At 37.5% G+C, this 17,907-nt stretch carries 17 protein-coding genes and 1 pseudogene; 4 read left to right on the top strand and 14 right to left on the bottom strand.

Annotated elements, in window-relative coordinates; genetic code table 11:
- Positions 1–85: 85 nt before the first annotated feature.
- Both VEIS1202513_RS00950 and VEIS1202513_RS00945 read right to left on the bottom strand, forming a co-directional pair.
- Positions 86–433, bottom strand: coding sequence for an energy transducer TonB (locus VEIS1202513_RS00950; protein ID WP_213467582.1), 348 nt, complete (start codon positions 431–433; stop codon positions 86–88).
- A gap of 10 nt (positions 434–443) precedes the next feature.
- Positions 444–821, bottom strand: a complete 378-nt coding sequence (locus VEIS1202513_RS00945; protein WP_024064750.1) for an energy transducer TonB — start codon at positions 819–821, stop codon at positions 444–446.
- 460 nt (positions 822–1,281) lie between these two features.
- On the opposite strand from VEIS1202513_RS00945, the gene VEIS1202513_RS00940 reads away from it, so the two are divergent.
- The 4 genes from VEIS1202513_RS00940 to VEIS1202513_RS00925 all read left to right on the top strand — a co-directional run bounded on the left by VEIS1202513_RS00940 (position 1,282) and on the right by VEIS1202513_RS00925 (position 5,120).
- The gene (locus VEIS1202513_RS00940; RefSeq protein WP_213467580.1) at positions 1,282–2,223 is read left to right on the top strand and encodes a metal ABC transporter solute-binding protein, Zn/Mn family; all 942 of its coding nucleotides are present in this window, start codon (positions 1,282–1,284) and stop codon (positions 2,221–2,223) included.
- 106 nt (positions 2,224–2,329) lie between these two features.
- On the top strand, positions 2,330–3,061 hold the full coding sequence (locus tag VEIS1202513_RS00935; RefSeq protein ID WP_213467579.1) for a metal ABC transporter ATP-binding protein: 732 nt from the start codon (positions 2,330–2,332) through the stop codon (positions 3,059–3,061).
- Positions 3,058–4,023, top strand: coding sequence for a metal ABC transporter permease (locus VEIS1202513_RS00930; protein ID WP_213467578.1), 966 nt, complete (start codon positions 3,058–3,060; stop codon positions 4,021–4,023). Before VEIS1202513_RS00935 ends, VEIS1202513_RS00930 begins: the two co-directional genes overlap by 4 nt.
- Positions 4,020–5,120: a metal ABC transporter permease gene (locus VEIS1202513_RS00925; RefSeq protein WP_213467577.1), complete on the top strand. Its 1,101-nt coding sequence runs from the start codon at positions 4,020–4,022 to the stop codon at positions 5,118–5,120. The genes VEIS1202513_RS00930 and VEIS1202513_RS00925 overlap by 4 nt, the downstream gene beginning before the upstream one ends.
- A gap of 109 nt (positions 5,121–5,229) precedes the next feature.
- Here VEIS1202513_RS00925 and VEIS1202513_RS00920 read toward each other — a convergent pair whose 3' ends face one another.
- The 12 genes and pseudogenes from VEIS1202513_RS00920 to VEIS1202513_RS00865 all read right to left on the bottom strand — a co-directional run bounded on the left by VEIS1202513_RS00920 (position 5,230) and on the right by VEIS1202513_RS00865 (position 17,903).
- Complete coding sequence (locus tag VEIS1202513_RS00920; protein ID WP_213467575.1) at positions 5,230–5,718, bottom strand: GNAT family N-acetyltransferase; 489 nt, start codon at positions 5,716–5,718, stop codon at positions 5,230–5,232.
- Between the two features lie 136 nt (positions 5,719–5,854).
- On the bottom strand, positions 5,855–6,274 hold the full coding sequence (locus tag VEIS1202513_RS00915; protein ID WP_213467574.1) for a GNAT family N-acetyltransferase: 420 nt from the start codon (positions 6,272–6,274) through the stop codon (positions 5,855–5,857).
- A gap of 80 nt (positions 6,275–6,354) precedes the next feature.
- On the bottom strand, positions 6,355–6,819 hold the full coding sequence (locus VEIS1202513_RS00910; RefSeq protein ID WP_213467573.1) for a GNAT family N-acetyltransferase: 465 nt from the start codon (positions 6,817–6,819) through the stop codon (positions 6,355–6,357).
- A 30-nt stretch (positions 6,820–6,849) separates the two neighbouring features.
- Positions 6,850–7,173, bottom strand: coding sequence for a hypothetical protein (locus tag VEIS1202513_RS00905; protein WP_213467571.1), 324 nt, complete (start codon positions 7,171–7,173; stop codon positions 6,850–6,852).
- A 1-nt stretch (position 7,174) separates the two neighbouring features.
- Entirely contained in the window at positions 7,175–7,591 is a 417-nt protein-coding gene (locus VEIS1202513_RS00900) for a hypothetical protein (RefSeq protein ID WP_213467570.1), read from the bottom strand.
- Positions 7,592–7,825: 234 nt separating this feature from the next.
- A pseudogene (gene tnpA / locus VEIS1202513_RS00895) lies at positions 7,826–8,232 on the bottom strand (IS200/IS605 family transposase).
- Positions 8,233–8,341: 109 nt separating this feature from the next.
- Positions 8,342–9,445 carry a DUF3644 domain-containing protein gene (locus VEIS1202513_RS00890; RefSeq protein ID WP_213467569.1) on the bottom strand — a complete coding sequence of 368 codons (1,104 nt, stop codon included), beginning with the start codon at positions 9,443–9,445 and terminating at the stop codon, positions 8,342–8,344.
- A gap of 155 nt (positions 9,446–9,600) precedes the next feature.
- Positions 9,601–12,747, bottom strand: coding sequence for a type I restriction endonuclease subunit R (locus VEIS1202513_RS00885; protein ID WP_213467568.1), 3,147 nt, complete (start codon positions 12,745–12,747; stop codon positions 9,601–9,603).
- Between the two features lie 140 nt (positions 12,748–12,887).
- Complete coding sequence (locus tag VEIS1202513_RS00880) at positions 12,888–14,066, bottom strand: restriction endonuclease subunit S (protein WP_213467567.1); 1,179 nt, start codon at positions 14,064–14,066, stop codon at positions 12,888–12,890.
- Complete coding sequence (locus tag VEIS1202513_RS00875) at positions 14,056–15,588, bottom strand: type I restriction-modification system subunit M (RefSeq protein ID WP_213467565.1); 1,533 nt, start codon at positions 15,586–15,588, stop codon at positions 14,056–14,058. Before VEIS1202513_RS00875 ends, VEIS1202513_RS00880 begins: the two co-directional genes overlap by 11 nt.
- A 324-nt stretch (positions 15,589–15,912) precedes the next feature.
- Positions 15,913–17,448, bottom strand: coding sequence for a glutamine-hydrolyzing GMP synthase (guaA, locus tag VEIS1202513_RS00870; protein WP_039969514.1), 1,536 nt, complete (start codon positions 17,446–17,448; stop codon positions 15,913–15,915).
- Positions 17,449–17,705: 257 nt separating this feature from the next.
- Complete coding sequence (locus VEIS1202513_RS00865) at positions 17,706–17,903, bottom strand: DUF362 domain-containing protein (RefSeq protein ID WP_119206251.1); 198 nt, start codon at positions 17,901–17,903, stop codon at positions 17,706–17,708.
- Positions 17,904–17,907: the final 4 nt, after the last annotated feature.

The raw sequence follows: 17,907 nt of genomic DNA, 5'->3' as shown, positions 1-17,907 counted from the left end.
AATACTTTCACCCCATATAATTAAACCCTTAAGTACTTTCACCAGCACATAAAAAAGCACCCATACAATGTATGAGTGCCTTCTATTAATTTCTAAAATCAATATATTCAGTTTTAGAAGATGCTACTGGATTACCATTAGAATCTGTAGCAGGGGTAAAACGCCATGTAGAAATTTTTTCAACAAGCGCTTCGTCAAGGGCAGTAACGCCACTAGATTTTACGACCTCTATATCCCCTACAGAACCATCTTCATTAATGGTAAAACGCACATCTGCACTATGAATCGAATCGCCATAACCAGTAATATTAATTTGATCTACAGATGGAGTAGATATGGCTACAGGCAATTGAAATGGAGCCGCCAACACAGAGGCTACCATACTAGTTACAAACAATGCGCTTAATACAGTACAACGCAACACTTTTTTCATCACATTCTCCTTATTTAGCTGTTACAGCTTGTTTAGGTAGAGTAATTGTCATTCCAATAATAGATTCATGAGCCTTTTGGTCCACTCCAATAGCAGGTGTGAATTTCCATTGAAGGATTGCCTTTTTCACAGCTTCATCTACTGGTGCATAACCAGAAGAACGTTCTACGAATACATTTTTAACATTACCTTTTTTATCAATTAAGAAGCGTACGCGCATATTAGGCGCTACTGTAGCTGTTTGAGGAACCTCAGGCAACTCAGGTTTTACAATTTCCACTTCGCGCGGAGATTCTAAGAACTTAGCGGCATCAGCTGTATAGTTACCTAATACGCCAAAGGATGCAACAAGTAAAGCCGCCGCAGTGAATCGGAATAATTTATTCATAATATGCCTCCTTAGTTATTGTAAGTCTATAAATAATATCATACTAAATAAAGATGAATATTTAAAGAATATTTTCTTATTGATAAATTTTCTCATTTATGATATATTGAGTTCAAGATAACTGTTCGGACTTACATATCAGGTAGATATGACAAAAAACTACACAAAGGAGGTTCATCATGAGACGTAGAAAGCGTATTCAAATGAAGGTCATGATGGTACTTGGTATCGTTGCCCTCATTGGGCCAAACCATCTACAAGCTCTCATCCACTAATGGATCGTGACCCAAGCAGACGAACGTATTACTGCCAATAGCCGCTACGTTAGTAGCGGCTATTTTTCCGTTTAAATTCAGAGAAATATTCCTTTTCAAATTAATTCATTATTAGAGCAAAATATTTCCCTCAAACAAGATTGTTAAGGTTTTTAAAATTAGTATCTATAAAAAGGAGGTTTATTATGAAGTTCAACCGAGTCGTATTAGTCGTCGTATCATTAGCACTTATGCTATTAGCTCTTGCAGGTTGTGGTAAAGATGCAGCACAAGATAGTCAAAAGAAATTAAATGTTGTTGCTACAACGACAATGTTAACGGATTTAGTAAAAGAAATTGGCGGTGACCATGTAGCAGTACAAGGTCTCATGGGCCCAGGCGTAGACCCTCACCTCTATCAAGCGAGCGCTGGCGATGTAACAACTATGTCTAAGGCAGATGTTGTGGTGTACAACGGCATTCATTTAGAAGGTAAAATGGGTTCCATTTTTGACAATTTAACAAAACAAAATAAAGCTACCATCCGCGTATCCGACGCTATTGATCCAGCTACTTTACTCGACTTTGACGAAGAAGATGGCGTGAAAACTAAAGACCCTCATATTTGGTTCGATGTAGCTAACTGGAAACTAGCTGCTAAAGCGGTTTACGAAGGTCTTGCGAAAGCAGATCCAGCTCACAAAGAGGATTTCAAAAAACGGTATGATGCGTACCTCACTAAATTAGATGAAACAGATGCATACATCAAAGCTCAAGCAGAATCTATTCCAAAAGAATCTCGCGTTCTCGTAACAGCACACGATGCCTTCCAATACTTTGCTCGCGCGTACGGCTTTGAAGTAAAAGGTTTGCAAGGTGTTAGCACTGCTACAGAAGCAGGCACACAAGATGTGAATGAACTTGTTCAATTCATCGTAGATCACAAAATCAAAGCGATCTTCGTAGAATCTTCTGTACCACACAAAACAATTGAAGCCGTTCAAGAAGCAGCTAAGGCTAAAGGCTGGAATGTTGCCATTGGCGGTGAATTATATTCCGACTCCCTCGGTTCTGAAGGCACTGAAGGCGGCACATATATCGGCATGGTGAAAGCCAATATCGATACCATCGCTAAAGCACTTAAATAACAAATAACGTTTCAAAACAAGGACGACATACAGTGTACGCCCTATGTAAATACAAGTACTACTAACAATACAGCGATAGTAGCACTATTGATAAAAGGAGGTCTCTATGGAATGGGCCGTTGAAGTTGAAGATATGACCGTAGCTTATACGACAAAACCCGTATTATGGGACGTAGATATGAAGGTACCCATCGGTTCCTTAGCGGCCATCGTCGGCCCGAATGGGGCCGGTAAATCTACATTATTAAAGGCCATGTTAGGCCTATTAACAGTTATCTCAGGTAGTGTTAAGTTTTATATCGACCACCACCTTGCAATGGACAAAAAGGATTACAAGAAAATCGCCTATGTACCTCAAAGCGGTAGCGTAGACTGGGACTTTCCTACTACCGTATTAGACGTTGTACTTATGGGTCGCTATGGTCATCTAGGTTGGTTCAAACGACCAAGTAAAAAGGATAAGGAGCTGGCCCTCTCCATGATTGAAAAGATGGGCATGAGCGACTATGTAAATAGGCAAATCCGTCAACTTTCAGGGGGCCAACAACAGCGTGTATTCCTCGCGAGAGCCCTCGTACAAGAGGCAGATATTTACCTCATGGACGAGCCTTTCAAGGGCGTCGACAAAACGACGGAGCACGCCATTATCTCGCTTTTACAAGAAATGAAAGCGCGCGGCAAAACGGTGATCGTCGTACACCACGATTTAAATACGGTACCTCAATATTTCGACTGGGTAACGATGGTCAATAAGCAAACTGTTGCCAATGGCCCCGTAGCAGATACCTTTACTGATGAGGCCATCGAGCGCACCTACGGCAAGGGGAGGATTGTATGACCATTCTCCAATCCTACACGACACAGATGGTATTGCTCGGCACAGCTCTCTTGGGCCTTGCCAGTGGTATTGCAGGCACCTTCGCAGTACTGCGCAAGGAAAGCCTCATCGGTGACGGCCTCTCCCACGCAGCACTGCCTGGTGTAGTCATCGCATTCTTGCTGACAGGCATCAAAGATATTGAGGTTCTCATCTTGGGCGCCGCACTATCCTCTATCACTGCGGCGTGGCTCATTACCATCACCGTAGAAAATAGTAAAATCAAATTTGATGGTGCTCTAGCTACTATACTATCTGCTTTCTTTGGTCTTGGTATGGTTCTACTCACCTACCTTCAAAGTCTAAACAATGCAGGTCAGGCGGGGCTTTCAAAATTTATATTTGGACAGGCCGCCACCATATTAGCTCGCGATGTGTACATTACATCGGCGGCAGCGCTCATCATTATCGTTTTAACAGCCTTATTTTGGAAAGAACTAAAGCTCATTTCCTTTGACGTAGAATACGCTAAAACATTGCAAACTCCCGTCACCTTTACACTCATTTTATATCGTTCACTATTGATCATGACCATCATCATCGGCATTCAATCAGTAGGTGCTATCTTGATTAGTTCCTTACTCATTGCACCGGCCGTAGGGGCCCGTCAGTGGACGAACAAGTTAGGTACCATGTGTGTACTAGCAGGATGTTTCGGCATGGTATCTGCTATCGGCGGTACCATTTGGAGTACAACAGTACAAAAACTGCCTACAGGTCCTGCGATCATCGTCATTCTGTCGGTTATCGTACTGTTGAGCCTCATATTTGCACCTAATAGAGGCATCTTGTGGCAATATCGTAGAAACAAACAATCAAAACAAGCTTTATTATCAGAAACCGCAAGGATAAGTCCCGCCGATTTACAACAAAAGATATATAGAGCAGAGGGTGGACAGCCTCGCATAGGAGGTGCCCCATGACAGTACATACAGAGATTTTACTCATCGCCATCGCAGTATCCATCGCGTGCGCTATCCCTGGTGTATTCCTCGTGCTGCGCCGCATGTCCATGATGGCTGACGCCATTACGCATACCGTATTCCTCGGCATCGTGCTCGCTTTCTTTGTAACGGAAGACTTAAACTCTCCCTTGCTTTTAGTAGGGGCAACACTAGTCGGCGTAGGAACGGTATGGCTTACAGAGATGATTCATAATACGGGCCTCGTCAACGAAGACGCATCCATTGGTATCATCTTTCCCCTTCTATTCTCCATTGCCATCATCCTCGTCAGTCTCTATAGCGGCAACGCACACCTTGATGTAGATACGGCACTTCTAGGGGAAATCGCGTTCGCTCCATTCGACAGATGGATTGTAAACTCCACCGACTTAGGTCCTGTATCTCTATGGATTTCCCTAGGGGTAGCGGTCATCAACCTCGTATTAGTTATGCTCTTCTACAAGGAATTGCAGCTATCTACCTTCGATCCACTATTGGCAGGGCTCTTCGGCTTCATGCCCGCCCTCATCCACTACGTGCTGATGACCATGGTGTCCCTTACCGTGGTGGCTTCATTCCAAGCAGTAGGCGCTATCCTCGTTATTGGACTCATGATTGGACCAGCAGTTATCGCTTATTTATGGACTGATTCTGTGAAAGCCATGCTCACTAGCAGTATCATCATCGGTATTATCTGTGCCGTTATCGGTACGGAAGTCGCTTTCACCCTAGACGTATCCATTGCAGGTGCTATCGCAACAACAATCGGTCTCGCATTATTAATTGCCGTTATTTGCACACCAAAGACAGGCTATATTGCAACCTATCTTCGCCAACGCCACTTGCGTCGTCACTATCGAGAAACGATGATGCTCTGCCACATCTATACCCATATGAATACACCTGTGGCGGCCATCGAAAATGGTATCGGCACCATTCATGAACACTTGAACTGGAAGCCAGACTATACCCACCAAGCCGCATCACACCTTAAGAAACAAGGCCTATTGTATGTAACAAATGGGTACTATATGCTGACCGATAAAGGCGTGGCACAAGTTAAAGAAATTATTTAATTAATTTTAATCAGACTCCTTCAAAATACATATCTTCCCAACAAAAAGAAGCTGAAATCAATGTTAGTCTGCAAGATTTCAGCTTCTTCTTTTGTATTTAATTATATGGCTAGAACACAATACGCATCTGATACCACTTAGCACCGCCATGATCAGATACAGATTCACCTTCGTTCACAAAGCCAAACTTTGCGTAATAATGAATCTTTTCTTCCTTGCATGTCAAAATAACACCCTTACGCTTTTCCTCTCTCGCAAGATCGATGAAAGCTTCAATTAACTTACCGCCTACGCCACGATTCCGATACGCTGGCAATGTATTTAGTCCAAATATCATCTGCCAAGCACCGTTTGGATTGTGCAAGGAAGCATCAGCGAACATCTCATCTGTTAAGATTTCATCATCAGATACAAAACCATCGATAAAACCGATTGGCGTATCGCCGTCAAAAGCAATTAAAAACTGCCCTGCATAATGGTCTAATCTTTCCTTAAATGCCTCACGAGGGGCCGCCTCCGCAGGAGGAAAGCAAGTTGCTTCAATATGTGTCACTAAATCTAGATCTTTGGTTGTTGCTTTTCGTATTAAAATATCCATATCCTTCTCCATCGTATCTACATATCCGTTTTAGTATATACTGTTTTACATAACAAAGGCTACACGTAATGATATGTACGTGTAGCCTTTTATTAACAATTTGACCACTTACTTGCTATACAGATTATCCCACCAATTATCTTTTTGTATATTTCGGCACATTACGATATTGCATTGGCAAGGAATCTTCTTTAATTTTAAATCCATGCTTCTCGTAAAATGGTGCATTCTTGCTATCACCAATCATAACATTAATGTACAAGTAAGACTTGTAAGCCTCTTTCACCATTTCTAGCAAATGACCTGCAATACCTTGACCATGATAATCAGGATGTACCAGAACATAATTGATGAAGCACACCAACTCGCTATCATCCATGACACGAATAAGACCAACTAAACGGTCACCATCCCAAGCAGAAATCACACGAGAAGAATTCATGAGCGCCTTGTGTAATCGATCAGGATACTTGCCTACCACCCAACGAACAGATAGAAACAAATCTGCTACCTGTTGAGGCGTAAAACTCTTTTCTTCGGTATACGTAATCGCCATAAAAGCCCTCCAATGAATTCCTAGCTTCTTAGAATTCTTGATCCCAAGATTATTATACATACATTATCTAATAGATGATATCAAATAAGTGATTTACTCATATAGATAACATCATCCATTGGATTATGATAATACGGCTCACATTCAACAAAACCATGCTTCTTATACAAATGGATTGCTGCTTGCAACGGTTCAATTGTATCCAACACCATTTCTTTATATCCAGATGCCTTAGCATGGTCCATAATACTTTCAATCAGACGATCACCGATAGCATGACCACGCCCCTCGGGACGCACATATAAACGTTTCATTTCACAACGAGTATCGCTATGCTGATAATACGCCACCATGCCAAGCAGCACATCATTATCATCGATAGCCACCAATAATTCACCATTTGGCGCCGTATACTTCTCACTAATATCTGCTAATTCCTTATCTAAATTCTGAAATGACAAATCGCGACCGAGCCACTGCGTATATTCTTGAATCAGCTCTTTTACTTGATCTAAATACGGTTTGCCATCAATAATATGAATCATATAAACTCCAACGGATATAATACTCTACAATTATTTCTTCCCATACGGTTTATGCTGAAAGATTTCTTTTACAATCCCTTCACCAACAACATTGCCATCTTCCATGATAAGGAACTCTGTACCTGCTTGTAGAGCAGAATATTCTACAGTTTCATACAGTGGCAACGCATTAGCTCGTATTGACCGATCAAAGATGACATCGTCACCATCAATAAAGTTTACTCCTAACAGCTGTTCAGAGCCCTTTATAACAAGATGAGGGCAATACTTTCCATTATTCAAATTCGGTGGAGTTCTCCTCTTCTTGCTGAAGAAAGTAACTGTACAGCAAATAGTAAAATCTAAATCACTCATTTCAAGCCTCATCAACTACATATACCATATCCCCTTTAAAGTATATGTTCATTATACAATGTACGGGATTTCCTTCGGTCCATAACCACCCTTGGAATACTGCTCGGCCCCAGTTATAAGTCTCTGTAATGACCTCGAATTCACTTTCACTATATTTCTGCTGATACTGAGATAACTCAATCCTTTTACCTGTGAAAGCATCTAATATTGTACTATTAAAGACAAGAATTTCTAAATCATCAACATCACATCTCTCAAATACAATCTTGGCCTTATGAGTTTGTTCAACACCATTCTCATAAGAAAAAATATAGTCAAATGTAAAGATTAAACTATCGTCTACGTATTCTATTTTCTGTACCCTTGCATCGTGGAGAGAATATTTGGGATACTCGCCAAAAGATCTTGTGGTTTTCATAGTTCCTCAATTTCACGATCTAACATCTAAAACATAATATTTATTAACCTAAAATCAGTATACCAATTTTTTAGACTAATCAGAACCACCCGTAAAACGGGTGGTTTGCTCACGGGCTATAAGCCCGTAGTGAAAGCCGCATAGCCATTGAATCGTAACGGTCCCCTTAAAGAGGATATGTATTACTTGCCACCCTAAAAAGGGTTATTCTTTTACACTAAGTTTATCTTTCATTTAGTCATGTAACTCTTGCTCACGTATATATTTTTTTACGGTAGCTTCATTTAAATCTACTGTACTTACATAATCCCCCTTGGACCAAAAGCTTCTATTTCCAAATTTATACTTTAAGTTTGCGTGTTTATCGAACATCATTAGTGCACTTTTACCTTTTAAATATCCCATAAAAGATGAAGCTGATATTTTAGGTGGGATTAATACTAGCATATGCACATGATCTACCATAAGCTCCCCCCCTCTATAATCTTGACACCCTTATATTCGCATAAATGTCGCAGTATTTCACGTAAACTATTTCTATATTGATTATATATAACTTTACGTCTATACTTAGGTGTAAATACTATGTGGTATTTGCATAACCATTTTGTGTGCGCAAGGCTCTGTGTCTTTGTTGTCATATAAAATCACCTTTCTTTTGCATATAATGCGGCTTGAACACCTACATTATACTTAAGCAAGGTGATTTTTTGTATAACTTTCGTTGCCGCAACCGCATAGCAGGTGGTTTTATGATTCCACAATATAATCTGATACGTTAATCCCACCCTTACAGTTAGTATGTATATTCTCCTTATTAAATCCATGATTTTCAATCAGAACAGAAAGTAACTCTACCCATTCAATTGTATATAAATAATCATTATGTGCTTCATCATAAATACAATATTTTGTATCTGTATCAAACTTTGAAGTTGCGTTAGTTTCAGGCCTAACTTTAAAGGCTTTCCATAAATCACAATGATTTCTCTGACTAATTTCAACTCCCGTTTTCTCTTTAATCGCATTTATAACATCTTTTGGTCTCAACATATTTGCATTTGATACAGGCTGTTTAATTACCTTATCTTTTATTATAGTAGTTAGCTTATTATAATTAGCCTTATCTTCTTCATTAAGATTACTCCAGTTAACAAATTCAACCGATAAATCACATCGATTAGTATTACTAACCTTTGGTATTTGTATTAATTTTACACTATATTCCTGACTATTAAAGATCTCATCAGATAAATCTGTTTTATATTTATCAATATATCTGTTTATATCCTGCATATCTTTAGAAAGTAAATCTCTTTGTGCTTGCAATTGTTCACGAGCTCTAAGATGCGAAAACTGCAAAGCATAGGCTAAGCTTGTATTCAATGAGTAATCATTTCCAAATAATGAAACTATTAAATTTTCATAATTATAAAGCAAAGATTGGCACTCACCAAAAATCAATATATCAAGAGAATTAGAATCCCAATAACGATGCTCTATTTTATTTCTTATCCCTATAAAAAATTTTAAATTTGCAATAATTGACTCTGTTAATTTTTTATCCTCAGAATTCTTTTGATAATTTTTTATACATTCTGTTAACTCCCAGGCCTTTTTCTCACCATCAACGAGCTTATATCTTCCATTTCGCTCTTTATAGAAATAGCGTTCTCCGATTGTAGCTTGAAAATATGCATGAAATAATTTTGTCCAAGCTATAATCATTAGAATAATATAGTTTTCAATTCTAAACTGAGTGCGTGGCCTATTATATGTTTCCACCGCAGTAAAAGCGCTATTTAAAGAACTTTCTAAAATCGTTTTTGCTTTTCCTTGTCTAAGAGTAATCATAGAATAACTCCCACTATAACTAATGAACTATAACTAATGAACTATTACAGTAAACGTTTTACTTACTTAGTATAGGCGCGTTTTGTCAAAAATATAAAGCTATAGAATTACAAAATCCTATTCATAAGTATTCTCTCTGTTATCACAGTGTAGGATCAATTATCTTTCCCTATATTATCGGCAACCAGGGATAACGGTTTCTCCGTTGGCGTCGGGTAGGAATAAACTTTATGTTCTTCTTCCATATCATAATTATCCGTCCATAGCTCGCATTGTGTTATTACAGTCTGAACTGCATCATCCATTCCTTCTGGAGGGTATTTGTGCTTTTTCAAAAGCTTTTTAATGATCATACGCATTTTGGCTCTTGCTGATTCACGTTTTTGCCAGTCTATTGTCCTATTCTTACGCAGTGTCTCAGCCAATTCTTTCGTTATCGAGATTAGCTCTTCATTTTCATAGAAATCTTTAATAGCCTGTGGTTTTACCAATGCATCATAAAAGGCTAACTCATCTGCAGTTAAACCAAGTTTTTCCCCTTCTTGTCTATCAGCTGCGATTTGCTTTGCTAGTTTTAACATCTCTGCAATAACTTCTTCATTTGTTAGCATCCCATTTAAATAAGCATTTAGTGAGCGTTGCATAATTTCACTAAACTTCTCAGACTTAACTACATTTGTTCTGCGATAAACAGAGACTTGGTTAGAAATTAATCTCTTCAACAATTCAATTGCAAGATTCTTTTCCTTCATATTAGCAACATCTTGCAAGAATTTAGGATCGAATAAAGAGAACTCTTCTTTAATATCAGAGAATAAATTAATTACACCATCACTCTTAATACTATGTTTTAAAAGTTCATTTATTCTTGCATTCATCTCTGGTAATGAAATCTTTTTACCAACGCCAGTATTAGTAAGTCTCAAAACAAGTACACGAACAGCTTCAAAGAATGCTGCTTCAAATCTATCATCTTCATTAACTAACGACGAACAAAGAGAGAGTGCTTGATGAAGCATAAGGGATTCTTTTACAAATACCTCCTTATCCTCTGCCCGTTCTTTATCCATAATGAAATTCACTGCACCACTAATCGTTTTAGCTCTTTCAAGATCCGTACCACTTTTAAATTTAGAATAATCATATCCATGGAATATATCTCGACATATAGACAATTTTTCTAAGAATTTAGGATATGCAACCATAGAAACATCTGTATCACCATAATTCTTTTTATCACGAGATGTATAATCGTTCATCGCCTGCTTCAAAGCAGTAGCAATACCCACATAATCAACAATAAGCCCGCCTTCTTTATCACGGAATACACGATTAACACGAGCAATTGCTTGCATTAGATTATGTCCAGTCATAGGCTTGTAAATATACATGGTAGCAAGAGAAGGAACATCAAAACCTGTTAACCACATATCAACTACTATAGCAATTTTTAAAGGGCTATTATTATCCTTAAATTTCTTAGCAAGTTCGTTTTTATGATGCTTATTGCCAATAATTTGTCGCCACTCTTCTGGATCATTATTACCAGAAGTCATGACTACAGCAACTTTTTCTTCCCAATTAGGTCGAAGCTCTAGAATACGTTTATAGATTTTCATGGCAATAGAGCGAGAATAGGCAACAATCATTGCCTTACCGGTAAGTAAATACTCCCTATTATTTTCATAGTGATCAAGAATATCATGCACAAGAGAATCTAGAGTATTATCATTACCAAGAATGGCTTCCATCTGTCCTAACTCATGTTTGCTTTTCTCTATAACTTCATTATCTGCATTCAAAGACATCAAATCATATTCAGCATCAATCAATCTCAATGTTGCTTGATCAAGATTCAATCTGATAACACGACTTTCATAATAAACAGGTCGTGTTGCACCATCTTCAACAGACTGTGTCATATCATAGATATCGATATAATCGCCAAAGACCTCCCGCGTACTACGGTCTTTTGAAGAAATAGGTGTTCCTGTAAAACCAATATATGTAGCATTAGGCAATGTATTGCGAATAAGTCTGGCCGTACCAATAACACGTTTTGCTACTTCCTCACCAGATTCATTCTTTGTAATCTTAATTTTTTCAGCAAGTCCATATTGCCCTCTATGTGCTTCATCCGCCATAACTATAATATTATGACGTTCAGATAGAGGTTCATCTGATTCCTCAAACTTTTGCATCGTAGTGAAAATAATACCATTTGCCTGTCTCCCAGCTAGTAAGGTTTTAAGATTCTCTCTACTTTCTGCTTGTAACGGTTCTTGTCGTAAAAAGTCTTTACACTTTACAAACTGACTATAGAGTTGATCATCAAGGTCATTTCTATCAGTAAGAACAACAATAGTAGGGCTATCTAGGGCCTCCTGCAACAAATGGGCATAGAATACCATTGAAAGGGACTTACCACTACCTTGAGTATGCCAGAAAACTCCACCCTTACCATCAGTAACAGTAGCGTGCTTAGTCGATTCAATAGCTTTTTTTACTGCAAAATATTGATGATATCCAGCAAGGATTTTATAGCTATTTATTCCTTCATTTGAAAAACAAATAAAGTTCTTAATAATATCAAGTAATCGTTCTTTTTGGAATATACCCTCAAAGAATGTATCAAACTGTGCATATTGGGTATTCTCATAATTACCGTCTTTTGTTTTCCACTCCATAAAACGGTCTTCACCTGAGGTAATTGTACCCGCTTTAGAAATCAACTGATCACTCATAACACAAATAGCATTATAAATGAACATTGATGGAATCTCTTGCATATAGTTACGAAGCTGCCTATATGCTTCAGAAGCATCTGTTTCTTCACGAGAAGGAGACTTAAGTTCCATTAATACTATTGGTAGACCATTTAGAAATAGAATGAGATCAGGGCGTTTATTACTGTTTTCAATGAAAGTCCATTGATTGGCTACAACAAATGAATTATTTTCAGAGTTCTTATAATCCACAAGATAAACAATGGAAGAGCGTTCTTCTCCATCAACAAAATATCTTACAGGAATACCATGCTGTAAGTAGTCCATAAAGATAGCATTCTTCTGTACAAGCTCCCCATTTTCAAAATTTTTAAGTTTAAATAATGCATCCTGAATCGCATCATTAGTTGCACCATGATTTATACGATATAAAGACTCAATTAAAATGTCTTCATAGAAGGGACTATAAAAATCTCTTTCTATATCTGGGCCATACACATATTCATACTCTAAATCATTCTGAAATAATTCAATTAATGATTTTTCATAATCTTCCTCTCGAAAAAAATTCAGCATTACTATTCCCCCCTATTAAAAAGTTAATTTTATTCCTATAACTCTCTTGTAAATATATTTACATTCTCTCTATTATCAAAAATGAGTATTTCATAAAATTAATATTTGCCACCATGTATAATAAACAAGAATTTAGCGGCTTAAAAACTTATATTGGAAATGTCAATTTCACCAGACATCAATCGTGGTAGTAGCAAGTCTCTCATCTTTGCAAGTATCAAATTTTCAAACTGATTATTAATAATCAGTTCAAACATAGGTGCAGTCTTTAAATTAAAGTTATTTATCTTGTCTGTTTGAGGAATGACACAAGGAATAGACATTATATCGGATGCACTGATGTTGGGCTGAGCACTTCCTTGACCACGATTAATAATTTCTGAGATTATTTCTGGTTGCTTGAGTGTACAATATATAAAAGGAATTTTATTAATCGGATTTTCGCCAAGGAAAAATTTTCCTACACGCTGATTAACCAGTATTGTTTTATGCATTTTCGGTACCATGGTGAATTTTCCAATGGTTGCCCCTGTCATGGCAATGAGGAGATCACCTCCAGAAACAATGAAATCTTTTGCGAGTGATATCTTATCTTCTGAGACATGGGAGCAGTTAGATAGATTTAAATAATCTTGATTTATAGAGCCTATTTTTATAACAGGAATCCCGGAATCTTGCCACCACTTACTTTTGAAAGCAAAACCAGATTTGAGAGTACAATAATCACCGATACATCCATCTTTTGAGGTACTGTTAATTAGGGTTTCAAATATGTATAGGGATTGCTGAAGTAAATTCTTGTTTATAGCACTATTAAGTTCAATTTTCTCATCAAGTTTAGATAATATATTAACAATGCAATTCTGAACATCAATACTAGGAATCTTAATATTAAAGTCCCTAACAATATCAGTTTTTAAATTTTGAAATACACTTCCATTAGCTTGATTTACAAGCATTCTACGAATATCAATAAATTTATAGTATAAGAAGTCACGTGTTACGCCTCTATAATTTGAAAATACTAACCATCCATCATGAACACATGCTTCTATTTTCATAATTTTAGGCAAGCCTGGAGTTGCACTATTAGAGACTATTAATGTTTCAGGATCTACCTTAACTGATTTACTTACGCCTTTATTAATAATATATTCATTAGTTCCCCATATATATCGAGAAGGATCCGATGTAGCATCTGCAATTTTCACCCAAGGCATACCCTTTGTTGACAAAAAATTATGAATAGGTCTAGGTGATGCTCCACGCCTTATATCAACGATATCTCCAATTTTTTTATTATCCCAATTAAAGTTCATATCCAATTGCTCCCAAAATCTTACGAATTTCTACTTGCAAATCATTAGACTTTTTAAACATATCTGAGAGTGCTGAAGTTAATTCTGTCATTCTTTGTTCAAAGGGAACCTCATTATCATCTTTATCCTCAATACCTACATATCGTCCAGGAGTTAATATATAATCTTGCTTTTCAATATCGTCTATTGAGGCTATAGCAGAAAATCCTTTTTTTTCTTCTAATACACCATTTTGAAAATCCTCAAATGTTTTTGCCAGTAAATCAATATCGCCAAGACTACCATCTGCCTGTATGCCTTCACTAAAATCTCTATGTTTTCTATTAACCATATACCCCATATTTCTAGCATCAATAAAAAGTGTTTTTCCTTTTTGTTTCTTATTCTTCGAAATAAACCAAAGGGTAACTGGAATAGTGACACTATAAAACAACTGTGTTGGTAAAGCTACTATGCCTTCAATAAGATCATCTTCTATTATTCTTCTTCTTATTCCCCCTTCTCCTGAAGATTGTGATGATAGTGCACCATTCGCTAAAACAAGACCAATTTTTCCATTTGGCGCAAGGTGATGTATCATATGTTGAATCCACGCATAGTTAGCATTACCTGCAGGAGGTACTCCATATTTCCAGCGAACATCATCTTTTAACTTTTCCTGCCCCCAATTAGACAGGTTAAATGGAGGGTTTGCCATAATAAAATCAGCTTTTAATATTTTATGTAAATCATTAAAGAATGTATCTGCATGATATGGACCAAAATTAGCATCAATACCACGAATCGCCATATTCATTTTAGCCATCTTCCATGTATCAGCATTGGATTCTTGACCATAAACAGAGATAGTTCCTCTGTTATCACTATGAGCTTGTACAAATTTCTCACTTTGCACAAACATACCTCCACTACCACAACAAGGATCATATACGCGGCAATTATTAAATGGTTTTAAAATAGAGACAATAGTTTTAACGATACTTGACGGTGTATAAAACTCGCCACCCTTAGTGCCTTCATAAGAAGCAAATTGAGCAATACAATATTCATATGTTCTTCCCAATAAATCCTTACTCGCCTCGGTACCGTCCATTTTGACTTCATTAGTGAATAAGTCAACAACTTCGCCAAGTACTCTTTTATCTAAATCAGGACTAGCATAATTCTTTGGTAAAACATTTTTAAGTGTTGTATTCTCTTTTTCAATAGCTCTCATTGCATTATCAATAACTATTCCAATTTCAGGTGTATGTGCAGCAGATGCAATTGTACTCCACCGAGCTTCTTCTGGAACAAAGAAAATATTTTCTTCTGCATATGCATCTCTATCATTTTCAAATCCGTCGCCTTCTTTTATAAGCTCTTCACAGCGTTTCTCAAAAGCACTTGATATATAACGAAGAAATATTAATCCTACAATTACTTTTCGATATTCTGCAGCAGGAATATGCCCCCAAAGAACACAAGCCGCATCCCATATTTGTTTTTCAAACCCAATATCTGTATTATTTTTTGCTGCCATAACTTATATACCATCCTCATTAAAACTTACAAATCAAGATTATTTTTATGAAATTCATGCAATCTAGTAAATATACTATAAATCTTAATATTTTTATTATAACACCTTAGATAATTAGACCACATCATTAATTTCATTTATTTTTCATAGTAACAACAAATAAATACGATACTTTTATCATTTTAATCACTAATACGAAATTTCTATTACCATCTAAAACACATTTTTTGAAGACCTATAAAAAAGTCATCCAAAGACAGACTCTTTGGATGACTAAACTATATTATGTATTTTTTGTATGTTAGCTATATTAAGCAAATCATCTTATTCCCACTCAATTGTAGCAGGTGGTTTAGATGTAATATCGTACACGATACGGTTGATGTGTTGTACTTCGTTTACGATACGACGGGAGATTGTGTCCAATACGTCGTAAGGGATACGCGCCCAGTCAGCAGTCATGAAGTCTGTTGTTGTTACGCCACGCAATGCCAATGTGTAATCGTATGTTCGGAAATCACCCATAACGCCTACAGTACGTGTAGATGTTAATACTGCAAAGTATTGGTTGATGTCACGATCAAGACCAGCTTTTGCAATTTCGTCACGGAAGATGTAGTCCGCATCACGCAAGATGTCGAGTTTGTCTTTCGTGATTTCGCCCATTACGCGAATAGCAAGACCAGGACCTGGGAATGGTTGACGCCATACGAGGTAGTCAGCCAAGCCTAATTCAGAACCAAGTTCACGTACTTCGTCTTTGAAGAGGTTGCGCAATGGTTCGATAAGGCCTTTGAAGTCTACAACTGCAGGCAAGCCGCCTACGTTGTGGTGAGATTTGATAACTTCTGCTTCACCAGTACCGGACTCAATAACGTCAGGGTAGATTGTACCTTGCGCCAAGAAGTCAACGGAGCCGATTTTACGACCTTCGTCTTCGAATACGCGGATGAATTCTTCGCCGATAGCTTTGCGTTTAGCTTCTGGGTCTTCAAGACCAGCCAATTTATCTAAGAAGCGTTTTTCTGCATCGACGCGGATGAAATGCATGCCGGAATCTTTGAAAGCTGCTTCAACTTCGTCGCCTTCGTTTTTACGCATTAAACCATGGTCAACAAAGATACAAGTCAATTGGTCGCCAACAGCTTTAGAAATAAGAGCTGCCGCAACGGAGCTATCTACACCGCCAGACAATGCCAATAATACTTTACCATCGCCTACGGTGTTACGAATTTCATCAATAGCAGTTTTTGCATAGTTTGCCATTGTCCATGTGCCTGTGAAACCACATACTTCATACAAGAAGTTGTGAAGCATTTCTTTACCATGTTCAGTATGCAATACTTCTGCATGATATTGCATAGCGTATAATTTGCGTTCTTTATTTTGCATAGATGCAACAGGGCAGTCTTTTGTATGCGCAATGATTTCGAACCCTTCAGGAACTTTTGCTACATAGTCAACGTGCGACATCCACACAACTTGGTCTTCGTCCAAGCCTTTGAACAATGGAGATGTAGTGTCCACTTTAGTAGGTGTTTTACCAAACTCACGGTTGTCAGCAGATTTAACTTCGCCACCCAATGTATGCGCCATAAATTGCATACCATAGCACATGCCAAGAACTGGAATACCAAGTTCAAAAATCTCTTTTTCGATTTTTGGAGAGTTTTCTTCATACACGCTGTTAGGGCCACCTGTGAAGATGATACCTTGCGGTTTTAATTCTTTAATTTTGTCCAGCGCTTTGTTGTATGGATATACTTCGCAGTATACGTGATTTTCACGAACACGGCGCGCGATCAATTGATTATATTGACCACCAAAGTCAACAACAATAACAAATTCCTTGTTTTCCATGCCTTCCTCCATATGCATCTATTTGTGAAAGTATATTCACTATTTTTTAATACCCTTACATTTCTGTACTGGCGGTGCGTTTTCTCGAACAAAACGCTAAATTTCATTACATTTCATTATACCATACGAAGTATATGGACTCCATATATTCCGTATGAAATTTATGATTAATATTTTAATGTTCGGATTTTAGTTTTACTCTATACAAAACTCAATACAATGAGATGCCCTGTAAGAGACTCTACCCTTTCAAGAGACTATTCTTTCTCAGGCTCACGTTTAGACATCTTTACCGCACCTACGGGACAGATTGAATAACAATCGCCACATCCGATACACCCTTTACCTATGTTAAACCGAGTCTCTCCTTGGGTGATGCATTGAACAGGACAATCTACGGCACACGCACCGCACTTAACACAAGTATCATCTATATTAAACTTTAGATTTCCCATTCTA

The organism is Veillonella orientalis, from assembly GCF_018406505.1.
Taxonomy (GTDB): Bacteria; Bacillota; Negativicutes; order Veillonellales; family Veillonellaceae; genus Veillonella; species Veillonella nakazawae.
Note: the sequence above shows the minus strand (reverse complement) of the source record. Positions and strands in the feature narration are given on the sequence as shown.